The organism is Romboutsia hominis, from assembly GCF_900002575.1.
Classification (GTDB): Bacteria; Bacillota; Clostridia; order Peptostreptococcales; family Peptostreptococcaceae; genus Romboutsia_C; species Romboutsia_C hominis.
Genome location: NZ_LN650648.1, coordinates 2785790 through 2798226, shown reverse-complemented (window position 1 = coordinate 2798226; position 12437 = coordinate 2785790). Strand labels below are relative to the sequence as shown.

General features: G+C 30.3%; 11 protein-coding genes. All 11 read left to right on the top strand.

The window, feature by feature from the left end; all coding sequences use genetic code 11:
* The 11 genes from FRIFI_RS13475 (at position 1) to fabZ (ending at position 12245) form a co-directional block, all read left to right on the top strand.
* On the top strand, positions 1-543 hold the full coding sequence (locus FRIFI_RS13475; protein WP_092921890.1) for a 2-oxoacid:acceptor oxidoreductase family protein: 543 nt from the start codon (positions 1-3) through the stop codon (positions 541-543).
* A 164-nt stretch (positions 544-707) separates the two neighbouring features.
* Positions 708-2054 (top strand): phosphoglucosamine mutase, encoded by a 1347-nt coding sequence (gene glmM / locus FRIFI_RS13470; RefSeq protein ID WP_166506113.1) that lies wholly within the window; start codon positions 708-710, stop codon positions 2052-2054.
* 310 nt (positions 2055-2364) lie between these two features.
* On the top strand, positions 2365-4194 hold the full coding sequence (gene glmS / locus FRIFI_RS13465; protein WP_092921894.1) for a glutamine--fructose-6-phosphate transaminase (isomerizing): 1830 nt from the start codon (positions 2365-2367) through the stop codon (positions 4192-4194).
* A 421-nt stretch (positions 4195-4615) separates the two neighbouring features.
* Complete coding sequence (locus tag FRIFI_RS13460) at positions 4616-6166, top strand: nitrite/sulfite reductase (protein WP_166506112.1); 1551 nt, start codon at positions 4616-4618, stop codon at positions 6164-6166.
* Positions 6167-6280: 114 nt separating this feature from the next.
* Positions 6281-7018, top strand: coding sequence for a YwmB family TATA-box binding protein (locus tag FRIFI_RS13455; protein WP_240275474.1), 738 nt, complete (start codon positions 6281-6283; stop codon positions 7016-7018).
* 21 nt (positions 7019-7039) lie between these two features.
* The gene (gene murA / locus FRIFI_RS13450) at positions 7040-8293 is read left to right on the top strand and encodes a UDP-N-acetylglucosamine 1-carboxyvinyltransferase (protein WP_092921898.1); all 1254 of its coding nucleotides are present in this window, start codon (positions 7040-7042) and stop codon (positions 8291-8293) included.
* A 73-nt stretch (positions 8294-8366) separates the two neighbouring features.
* On the top strand, positions 8367-9386 hold the full coding sequence (gene spoIID, locus FRIFI_RS13445) for a stage II sporulation protein D (protein WP_166506111.1): 1020 nt from the start codon (positions 8367-8369) through the stop codon (positions 9384-9386).
* A gap of 254 nt (positions 9387-9640) precedes the next feature.
* Positions 9641-10300 (top strand): M23 family metallopeptidase, encoded by a 660-nt coding sequence (locus FRIFI_RS13440; RefSeq protein ID WP_092921902.1) that lies wholly within the window; start codon positions 9641-9643, stop codon positions 10298-10300.
* A gap of 96 nt (positions 10301-10396) precedes the next feature.
* On the top strand, positions 10397-10663 hold the full coding sequence (spoIIID, locus tag FRIFI_RS13435) for a sporulation transcriptional regulator SpoIIID (protein ID WP_092921904.1): 267 nt from the start codon (positions 10397-10399) through the stop codon (positions 10661-10663).
* A 117-nt stretch (positions 10664-10780) separates the two neighbouring features.
* Positions 10781-11800: a rod shape-determining protein gene (gene mreB / locus FRIFI_RS13430; RefSeq protein ID WP_092921906.1), complete on the top strand. Its 1020-nt coding sequence runs from the start codon at positions 10781-10783 to the stop codon at positions 11798-11800.
* Between the two features lie 16 nt (positions 11801-11816).
* Positions 11817-12245: a 3-hydroxyacyl-ACP dehydratase FabZ gene (gene fabZ / locus FRIFI_RS13425; RefSeq protein ID WP_166506110.1), complete on the top strand. Its 429-nt coding sequence runs from the start codon at positions 11817-11819 to the stop codon at positions 12243-12245.
* Positions 12246-12437 lie beyond the last annotated feature (192 nt).

Genomic DNA, 12437 nt, shown 5'->3' with positions numbered 1-12437 from the left:
ATGTCTACAGCTAGAGTAATATGTGCAGGATTTGGTGGTCAAGGGGTAATGTCTATGGGACAATTACTTACATATGCAGGTATGCTAGAAGGTAAAGAAGTTTCTTGGTTACCATCTTATGGACCAGAGATGCGTGGAGGTACAGCTAACTGTTCAGTAACTGTATCTAATAAGCCAGTTGGTTCTCCAGTTATAGCAGGAGATGCAACTTGTGCAATAGTAATGAACTTACCATCACTTGATAAGTTTGAAAGTGAAGTTAAGCCAGGTGGAAAAATATTAGTTAACAGTTCTCTTATAGAAAGAAAAGTAGAAAGAGATGATGTTGATGTTTACTATATACCAGCTAATGATATAGCTTTAGAGTTAGGAAACCCTAGAGTTGCTAACATGGTAATGTTAGGTGCTTATTTAAAAACTGAACCAACAGTAGAGGTAGACTCAGTTTTAGAAGCATTCAAGAAAGTATTTGGACCAAGTAAAGAAAAATTCGTTCCATTAAATAAGGAAGCTTTACAAAAAGGATCTAGTTCTATAAAATAATATAAAAAGTTACAAAAAAGGGGACAATAGAAAGAATTCTATTGTCCTTTTTTTATATATGTATTAAAATGTCTTTATGGAATAAACTTGGAATTAAGAACACTTAAATGTGTATAATAATATATTATAATTGACGAGCTTTTCTTCACGAAAGGAGATTTTTTATGAGAAAGTATTTTGGAACAGACGGAGTAAGAGGTGTAGCAAATACAGAACTTACTTGCGATTTAGCATACAGATTAGGTAGAGCTGGAGGATATGTACTAGCTCAAGGAAAAGAAAAAGTTAAAGTAGTAGTTGGAAAAGACACAAGAGTATCAGGAGATATGTTAGAAGCATCTTTAATAGCAGGACTTATGTCTGTTGGATGTGATGTAATGACAGTTGGGGTAGTTCCAACACCAGCAGTTGCATACCTAACTAGAAAATATGAAGCTGATTGTGGTGTTGTTATATCAGCATCTCACAATCCAGTTGAGTACAATGGTATAAAGTTCTTCAATAAAGATGGATATAAATTAGATGATTCTGTAGAATTAGAAATAGAAAATTATATAGACAATATAGAAAAGGTTGATTATCTTCCAGTAGGAGAAAATGTTGGAAGAAAGGTATATGTACATGATTCACAGAGAGATTATATAGATTACTTAAAATCTATAGTAAAAGTAGATTTTAAAGGATTAAAAGTTGTGTTAGACTGTGCTAATGGAGCATCTTATAATGTTGCACCAATAATATTTAAAGAATTAGGTGCAAGCGTTGTAACAATAAATAGTCAACCAAATGGAAATAATATAAATGATAAATGTGGTTCAACACATCCAGAGGGATTACAAAAAGCTGTTGTAGAGAATAATGCTGACTTAGGTCTTGCATATGATGGTGATGCAGATAGATTAATAGCTGTTGATGAAAATGGAAACATTGTAGATGGCGACCATATAATGATATTAAGTGCAATACACTTAAAGAATAAAGGTAAGTTAGCAAAGGATACATTAGTAGTTACAGTGATGAGTAATATAGGACTTACTATAGCAGCTAAGGAACATGGAATAAATCTAGCTACTACTGCTGTAGGAGATAGATATGTACTTGAAGAAATGAAAAACACTGGATATAACTTAGGTGGAGAGCAATCAGGGCACATGATATTCTTAGACTATAATACTACAGGAGATGGAGTATTAAGTTCATTAGTATTAGCCCAAATAGTATTAGAAGAAGGTAAGAAGTTATCAGAATTAGCAGCAGTGATGACTCAATATCCACAAGTGTTAGTTAATGCTAGAATAAAGAATGAAAATAAAAATAGATACATGGAATACCCAGAAATAAAGAGTGAAATAGAAAGAATAGAAAAATTACTAGATGGATGTGGAAGGGTATTAATAAGACCATCAGGAACAGAACCATTAGTAAGAGTTATGTTAGAGGGTAAAGAGGAAGGTCAAATAAAAGAATTAGCTACAAATTTAGCTAACCTTATACAAGAAAAACTATCGTAATTTAAAAAGTGAATGCTAAGGCCTAGTATTACCCAAGCGTAAAAGTTAAAAGGGTGAATTGCTAAGATATTTCTTAGTATTCACTTTATAAAGCGCCAGAACTTAGCTATAAGAAATACTTTATAAAATTTCTAAGTTGACGAGGACAGAGTTTATCGAATTATCGGCGGATGCTCTGCGGTGAATTTACCATCGTAAAAGTTTCTTTAAAACAAGGGAGTAATTCTTTGGACAAAGGGAAAACTTAAGTAAATATGACCTAACTCTTAAAATATATAAAACAAAAAATATTTTTAGGAGGAATTTTAATATGTGTGGAATAGTTGGATATTTAGGACACAGACAAGCAACAGAAGTATTAGTAGAAGGACTTTCAAAATTAGAGTATAGAGGATATGACTCGGCTGGTGTTGCAGTAAACACTGGAAATGAATTAGAAATAAGAAAGTTCAAGGGAAGGTTAGCAATACTTGCTGAAGATTTAGAAAAAAATCCTATAGAAGGTGGATTAGGAATAGGACATACTAGATGGGCAACTCATGGAGAACCATCAGATGTAAACTCACATCCTCATTTCAATATGGATAAGACAATAGCAGTAGTTCACAATGGTATAATAGAAAACTACATGGAATTAAAGGAAGAATTACAAGCAGAAGGTGTAGTATTCTTATCTCAAACAGACACAGAAGTAGTAGCTCACTTAGTAGATAAATACTACGAAGGAAACCTATTAGATGCTGTTTATAAGGCAACTGAAAGATTAAGAGGAGCATATGCATTAGGTGTTATATGTAAAGATAATAACAGTGAATTAGTTGCAGTAAGAAAAGATAGCCCATTAGTAGTAGGTCTTGGTGAAGGTGAAAACTTTATAGCATCAGATATACCTGCAATACTAAAGTATACTAGAAATGTATACTTCTTAGAAAATGGAGAGTTTGTTCATATAGTTGGAGATAAATTAACAGTATTAAATGAAAATAGAGAAGAAGTTAAAAAAGAAGTTACAGAAATAACTTGGGATGTTGAAGCTGCATCTAAAGGTGGATATGAGCATTTCATGTTAAAAGAAATATACGAACAACCAAACGGAGTTAAAGAAACATTAATAAGAAGATTAAATGAAAATGGAGAAATCCAATTAGATGATATAAAAATGACTAAGGAAGACTTAGACAAAATAAATAAAGTTTATATAGTTGCATGTGGTACAGCATATCATGCAGGTCTTGTAGGAAAGTTTGCTATAGAAAAGTTTGCAAAGATACCAGTAATAACTGATATAGCATCTGAATTTAGATATAGAGATCCATTTGTTGACGAAAATACTTTATTAATATTAGTAAGTCAATCTGGAGAAACTGCTGACACTTTAGCATCATTAAGATATGCTAAAGAAAGAGGAGCTAGAATATTATCAGTAACTAACGTTGTTGGTTCTTCTATAGCTAGAGAATCAGATGATGTGTTCTATACATGGGCAGGTCCAGAAATATCTGTTGCATCAACTAAGGCATACACAACTCAATTAGTTTCATTCTACATGATAGCATTAGACTTTGCTATAAAGAAAGGAACTATAACAAAAGAGTTCTACAATGAAATGATAGAAAAATTAAAAGAAATGCCAGAAAAAGTTTCAAAAGCATTAGAACAAGAAACTTATATAAAAGAAGATGTAGCTAAAACATTAAGAGAAGCAAGTAGTGCTTTCTACTTAGGTAGAGGATTAGATTATAACTTAGCTATGGAAGGTGCATTAAAGATAAAAGAAATATCTTATATACATGCTGAAGCATTTGCTGCTGGAGAGTTAAAGCATGGTACAATAGCTTTAATAGAAAAAGGAACTCCAGTAATAGCTATAGCTACTCAAGAAGAACTATTTGAAAAAATGGTATCTAATATGGAAGAAGTTAGAGCTAGAGGAGCTTATGTTATAGCAATAGCTCAAGAAAAGAATAAAGAAGTTGAAAAAGCTGCTGATAAGGTAATATATATACCAAATGTGGATGATATATTATCAAGTATATTAACAGTTTTACCACTTCAATTATTATCTTACTACGTTGCAGTTGAAAGAGGTTGTGATGTAGATAAGCCAAGAAATCTAGCTAAATCAGTAACAGTTGAATAAATTTTAAATTAAAAGATATATAAAGGACTACCTTACTAAGGTAGTCCTTTTTTACATATAAAGATTTTTTATTAAATATAGGACTATTGAAAATTCATATACAAGATATATTAATAAGTTTAAAATTTTTAAAAGGACACTTTAATTAACGGATGAAGTCGTTGTCTACATTAGGGAATCAAACTTTTTATTTTTTAGAATATATATTCTTTGTAGTTACATAATATTAATATTAGTATATAACAAAAGCATGTTCTTATATTAATTTGTTATGTATATATAATGATTCAATAGTTATAAAAATAACTATCAAATTATTATATAGTAACCATAAAAATATCGCATAGGTGCTAGGGTTTACAAAGTACTTACATAGATTTACAATTTAAATAAAACCTATTTTATAATGGAGGGAAACACATTGGAAGAGCTAAGAGATATATTATTAAATGAGATACCTGAATTTAGGGAAAAAGGTCATAAATTTGTAAATGGTGAAATTTCAGTAAATGAATTCAAACATGCATCAGGAGGAATGGGTGTATATGCTCATCGTGGTGGTAAAGAATTTATGATAAGACTTAGAACAGCAAGTGGTGTTCTTGATATAGAAAAGCTTAAATATATATATGATTGCGCTAAAAAATATAATCTAGATAAAGTACATTTAACTACTCGTCAAGCTATACAATTACATGGCTTAGGAATAGATGAAGTTTGTGACATAATGGAAGATGGATTAAAGCATGGTATATATACAAGAGGTGGAGGAGGAAACTTCCCTAGAAATGTTGCCTTATCACCATTATCAGGAGTAGAAATAGGGGAAGCATTTGATGTTACAGAATATGCTTTAAAAGTAAATGAATATTTAATGAAAGACATATATAAATATAAGTTACCTAGAAAATTAAAAGTATCTTTCTCAAATAGTAGCGAAGATACAGCTAACTGTACTGTACAAGATTTAGGTTTCTTAGCAGTAAAAGAAAATGGAGAAGAATTTTTCAAGCTTTATATAGCAGGTGGAATTGGTAAGAATCCTGCAAAAGCAGTGGAATATGATGAGTTAGTTCCAAAGAGTGATGTTTTATACCATGTACAAGCTATGATAGAGTTATTTATAGCTGAGGGTAACTATGAAAATAGAAACAAAGCTCGTACAAGATATATTGTAGCTAGTATGGGTGAAGAAGAGTTCTTAAAATGTTATAAAAAACATCTAAAAGAAGTAAAAGAAAGAGAAAATTTAGATTTAAATATAGAAAATAAAACTTGTAAAAAGAAAGGATCAAAAATAGATTTACAAGATATAAGACTAATACCTCAAAAACAAGAGGGGTTATATAGTGTATATCTTCATCCAATTGGAGGACAGCTAAAACTAACTGACTTAGAAGCATTAATAAATGCTTTAGAGTCAATTGAAGATTTAGAAATAAGACTTTCTATGAGCGAAGGTGTTTATTTTAGAAATCTTAATGGAGAGGAAGCTAAAAATATATTAGAGTTAACAAAAACTATGGGTGGAAATACTCCAATAGAACAAACTTCATGTTGTATAGGTGTCCCTACTTGTCAGATAGGTATAGGAGAGAGTCAAGGTTTATTACATAGTATATTAGACTACTTCAAAAAGAAAAACTATACAACAAATAAATTACCAAGAATTCATATATCAGGATGTACAAGTTCTTGTGGAACTCATCAAATAGGTATAATTGGATTTGGAGGTAAAAAGAAAAAAATAGATGGAGAGTTAAAAGAAGCATTTACTTTATATGTAGGTGGTGTGGCTAAAAAAGATAACGTAAAACTTGGGGAAGTTTATGGAGATATAGCTAGTGATAAAATACCAGAGTTTTTATATAATTTAGGATTATTATTAGATGAAAAAAATATTAATTTTGAAGAATATTTAGGATCTAATGTTGAGGAATTCAAGGAATTTGCAAATAAATATATAGCATAATAATAAAATAAAGCACTAAGATGATTAAAGTCATCTTAGTGCTTTATTTTTGTATATCATATCCAAAAATGTTAATAATTTAAGTATAATATATAAATTAATGGGGGCTTTTACATGAAACTAATTAAAATGATATGTATATTTTTAATATTAATGATGATGGGTATACTAATATCTTTTGCGGATACAAAATCAAAAAATGAATATAATGAATTAATACGAACATTTATAAACACAGAGGCTAAGTTCAATTTTTATAACATAAAAGCAAATGGTTCTATAAATTACAACATATCAAAAGAAGAAATGGTTGATATGTGCACAGAAATACTTAATAATTTAGGACTAGAAGAAAGTGATTTAGCATGGGAAGAAATATGGAATAAAGATGAGAAACAGATTCATTTAAGCGGTAAAATAGAAGATGAAAGCATTTCCATAATTTTCATAAAGAAAAATGACGAAGAGGCTCACATAATGGTTGACATATTACAGAATAAAGTATATAAAAATATAGTGGGCGTTTATACAGTTCTTGAGAATACATTAGAAAAATTTGCAATTAATGCAGATATAAATACATGTATATCTGGAGAATATTCAGAAAAGTTACATTTAAGCAAATGTGATGATATTTTAACGAAAATATTATATAATATGAATGCACAAGAAGTAGATAGAATACAAGAGGAAAATTTTATATCTGTTACAGCAGATAGTAAGATCTTACAAGGAAATGACTTAGAATATTTAGGAAATAATATTAATTTGAATATAGGGATGAGGTATAGCGAAGACGAAGATAAAACATTAATTTATATTGCTACACCTATTATAAAATTAGATTATTAATTATGAGGAGAGACAATAAAAATGGGAAAGATAATAGTAAAAAAGAGTAATCCACTTAATGGAAGTGTTAAAATAGACGGAGCTAAAAATGCAGTGTTACCAATAATAGCGGCGACGTTATTAGCAAACGGTAAGTCAACTTTAAAGTGTGTACCTAACTTAAAAGATGTTCATGTTATATCTGATTTATTAAGACACTTAGGAGCAAAAGTAGAATATAAGGATAACACTTTAACAGTAGATGCAAGCAACATAACTACTTGTGAAGCACCATATGAGTTAGTAAGTAAGATGAGAGCATCTTTCTTAGTAATGGGGCCATTACTTGCTAGATTTAACCACACAAAAATATCTATGCCAGGAGGATGCGCTATAGGAACAAGACCTATAGATTTACATTTAAAAGGATTTAAGCATTTAGGTGCAAAAGTAGATATGGATCATGGATTCGTAGAAGCTACAACTGATAAATTAGTGGGTACTAAATTATACTTAGATTTCCCATCAGTAGGAGCTACTGAAAACATAATGATGGCAGCAGCTTTAGCTGAAGGAACAACTATAATAGAAAATGCTGCAGAAGAGCCAGAAATAGTAGATTTAGCTAATTTCTTAAATGAAATGGGAGCTAATGTAAAAGGTGCAGGAACTAACACTATAAAGATAAAAGGTGTTAAAGAATTAAAAGGTGCAGAGCATACAATAATACCTGATAGAATAGAAGCAGCTACTTATATGGTTGCAGCAGCTATGACAAAAGGTGATATAACAATAGAAAATGTAATGATGGAACATTTAAAACCAGTTACAGCTAAATTAATAGAAGCTGGATGTGAAATAATAGAAAAAGATAATACAGTTAGAGTTATAGGACCTGAAGTGTTAAAGCCAATAGATATAAAGACTTTACCTCACCCAGGATTCCCAACAGATGTTCAAGCTCAATTCATGGCTATGCTTACAATAGCTAATGGAACTGGGGTAGTTACAGAAACTGTATTTGAAAATAGATTTATGCATGTTGCCGAATTTAATAGAATGGGAGCAAACATAAAAATAGAAGGAAAGAGCGCAATAGTAAATGGAGTAAACCAATTATATGGTGCTAAAGTTAATGCGACAGATTTAAGGGCTGGTGCAGCACTTATATTATGTGGACTTATAGCAGAAGGAGAAACTCAAATAGGAGAAATATATCACGTACAAAGAGGATATGTTGATATAGATAAGAAAATAACTGCTTTAGGTGGAAACATAGAGATAATAGAAGACTAAAAATAAATAGTAATAAATAAATAGGGTTATTCATATATTTTAAGTACAAGTAATTAACTAAGGAGGAAAATATATGAATAACCCTTTAGTATTTTTAGGAAGTATAGTTGGTTTGTCTATAGCAGTTCCTGTATTTTTAAGTGTAGTATCTTACGATGGGATAGAGGCTATACAAAAAGAATCGGCATTAAGCAATCCTAAAAAAAAGATAATCAACTATGAAACAGTTGATAAAGAAGCTCCTTTAATAAATATATACAATCATAAAACTAATAAGACTGAGAAGATGGATATAGAAAAATATTTATGTGGAGTTTTAGCAGGAGAGATGCCTGTAGACTTTAATATTGAAGCTCTTAAAGCACAAGCTGTAGCAGCAAGAACTTATGTAATGTATAAAGAAAATCAAGGAAAATCAAATCAGCATAGCAATGCAGTCGTATGTACTGACTATAATCATTGCCAAGAATATAAGAATTATGAAGAATTAAAAGAAAAGAATGGACAAGATTGGATGGATAAATATTACCCTAAAATACAGCAAGCAGTACGAGATACAAAGGGTCAGATAATAACTTATAAGGGAGAACCTATACTTACACTGTATTTCTCTACATCATCAGGAAAGACAGAAAACTGTGAAGAAGTATTTGCACAAGCATATCCATATTTACAATCTGTCGAAAGCCCTTATGATAAAGAGTACTCTCCTAAATATACTTCTGAGTTAAAGATAAGCAATAAAGATTTTATAAATGCTATAAATAGTAATTATAAAAATGCAGGTTTAAATCCATCTAACCTAGAGAATCAAATAAAAATTTTAAATAGAAGTGATGGTGGATCTGTAGATAAAATAAAAATTGGGAATAAGGAGATTAGAGGAAGAGAAATTAGAGGTATATTTAAATTAAATTCCTCCAATTTTGAATTAAAATTTGGAGAGAATCATATAGATTTTTTAGTAAAAGGATATGGACATGGTGTTGGAATGAGTCAGTGGGGAGCACAAGGTATGGCAGAGGAAGGGTATCGATATTATGAAATACTAAATCATTATTATCAAGAAACAGATATAACAGACTTATATTAATTAGAAGAGCTTTTATCAAGCTCTTTTTTATATTAAGTATAGAAATGTTAATAGTTTGTACAGATAATATAGCAAGAATTTTAAAAGTATAAAAAAGGTATTAAAAAAACGGGAGAAATCTTTGGAAATATGTCAGTTTCATATATATTAATAGATAAAATTCATTTTTAATTAATCCAAAATATGTATAAATTGTATAAAAATATAAATAAAAGATAAGAATACAAATACATAAATATATTTGGAGGTGCTGTATGAAAAAGCTACTAGAAAAAGATGGATTTTATTTGGCATTATTTGTATGCATTAGTTTACTTGCGGTCGGAGGAGTTTGGTTTGTAAAGAATGATGTTAACGACCTAGCAGCAAATAATGAAATAGTAAATGATAAAGAAAATAGTAAAAAAGAAGATGAAGTTCATCTAATAGAAAATGAAAATAAAGAAGCTGTGCCAACTTCTACAGAATCAAAGGAAAACTTAGAAACAGCAAAAAATAAAGAGGTTAAAAAAACATCGAAACTTGAATTTGTAGGAGAAAAAGTAATTAGAGAATATTCAGCAAAGGAACCTAGTTACTCAGAAACATTGAACTTATGGGAAGTGCATAAAGGTTTAGACGTAAGTTGTAAAGAAGGACAAAGTATAAAAAGTTTATTATCAGGAAAAGTAACTAACATTTTTAAAGATGATGCTAATGGTATGTCAGTTGAGGTTGAAAGTGAAGGTAAAACAGTAATATATTCTAATTTAAGTGAAGATATTAAAGTTAAAGACGGACAAGCAGTCAAAGAAGGAGATGTAATAGCTTTAGCAGGAAATACATCTGTAGTTGAGAGTGCAGAGGGACCACATATTCATATAGAAGCCTTCAAAGGAAAAGAATCAATAGATCCAATGAGTTTAATAAAATAAAATATAACAGACTTAATCAAATTTGGTTAAGTCTGTTATATTTCTTTTCTTTCTCACATATATATGATTAAGGCTAGTATGTGAGGAGGGAAAGCTTTGAGATCTCATATAGAGGAACGAGCAATCGTTGTGGCTAAATATATACTAGAGAAAAATACAACTGTTCGTCAAACAGCGAAGACATTTGGAGTTAGTAAAAGTACAATACATAAAGATGTAACAGAACGTTTAGAAGAAATAAACCCGTCTCTAGCTAAAGAAGTTAAGATGGTTTTAGAAAAAAATAAATCTGAAAGACACATAAGAGGAGGAATGGCTACAAAGCTTAAATATGAAAAGAGCTCCAAAAAAAATGTAGGTTAAGCCTACATTTTTTTTATTATTCTTGACTAAAGTAGTATTTTTGTATATTTTGTATTATAGGAGTGTTTTAGACAATGAGTCGTTTAGATATAAAATATGCAAAAAGGAGTTGAGAACATGTCTAGAGCGGACATAGGGATAGACTTAGGTACTGCTAATGTTCTTGTATACGTTAGCGGAAAAGGGATTGTATTAGAAGAGCCTTCTGTTGTAGCAATCGATAAAAGAACTAAATCTGTCTTAGCGGTAGGAGAAGAAGCTAGAAGAATGATAGGAAGGACACCTGGTAATATAGTAGCTATAAGACCACTAAGAGATGGTGTAATTTCTGATTATGATGTAACTGAAAAAATGTTAACTTATTTTATAGATAAAGCTGTAGATAAAAAAGGTTTTGGTAGATTTTTTATGCCAAGAATAATGGTATGTGTTCCTACAGGGGTCACAGATGTTGAAAAAAGAGCTGTAGAAGAAGCTACAAGACAATCTGGAGCGAGAGATGTATATATAATAGAAGAACCAATAGCAGCGGCTATAGGAGCAGGAGTAGATATAGCTAAACCTAATGGAAGCATGGTTATAGACATTGGTGGAGGAACAGCAGATATTGCGGTGACATCTCTAGGAGGAGCTGTAGTTAGTGAATCCATAAAAATGGGTGGAGATAGATTTGATGAAGTTATAGTAAGATATATCAGAAAACAATATAACCTTCTTATAGGAGAAAGAACTGCAGAAAAAATCAAAATAGAAGTAGGTTGTGCATATAAAAGAGAAGATGAAAAGAGCATTAAAATAAGTGGACGTAATTTAATTACAGGATTACCAGAATCCATAGTTATAAATTCAACTGAGATGCTAGAAGCTCTTAATGAATGCTCAGAGCAGATAGTTGCATCAACGCTTTCTGTCCTAGAGAAAACACCACCAGAATTAGCAGCAGATATAAGTGATACTGGAATAATAATGACTGGTGGAGGTTCATTGTTATATGGACTAGACAAAAGAATAGAAGATAGAACAGGAATTAAAGTTGTAGTGGCTGATGAACCTTTATCTTGTGTTGCAAAAGGTACAGGAATTGCTTTAAGTTCTTTAGATTTACTTGAAACAGGAGGTACCTTCAAAAGGAGATAATTAGGAGGGTACTTAAATGTTAAATATAGACCAAATAAAAGAATTAATACCACATAGATATCCATTTTTATTAGTAGATAGGATAATAGAATTAGAAGAGGGAAAAAGAGCTAAAGGTATAAAAAATGTAAGTGTAAATGAACCATTTTTCCAAGGTCATTTCCCAGAATACCCGATAATGCCAGGAGTACTTATAATAGAAGCTATGGCTCAAGTAGGGTGTGTAGCTATGATGTCAGTAGATGAGAATAGAGGAAAATTAGGTGTATTTGCAGGTATAGATAAAGTTAGATTTAAAAAAGAAGTAAGACCTGGGGATACATTAACTATGGAAGTTGAAATGACATCTATAAGAAGAAATATTGGAAAAGCTTTGGCAAAAGCTTTTGTTAATGAAGAATTAGTATGTAGTGGAGAGTTAATGTTTGCTCTTGTAGAAAAATAAAAATAAGGCTATTTCCTTTAAGGAAATAGCCTTATTTTTATTTTTCTAAGATTGATATATGATGTAAGTAAATTATTAGATAAAACAATCAAGTAAAATTGTTTTGAAATATGTTATATGTCAAAATTTGTATGCAGAACATTAAAAATAATAAAAAGCAGATAAATAGCCTAACCTATAAAAATTTAATCT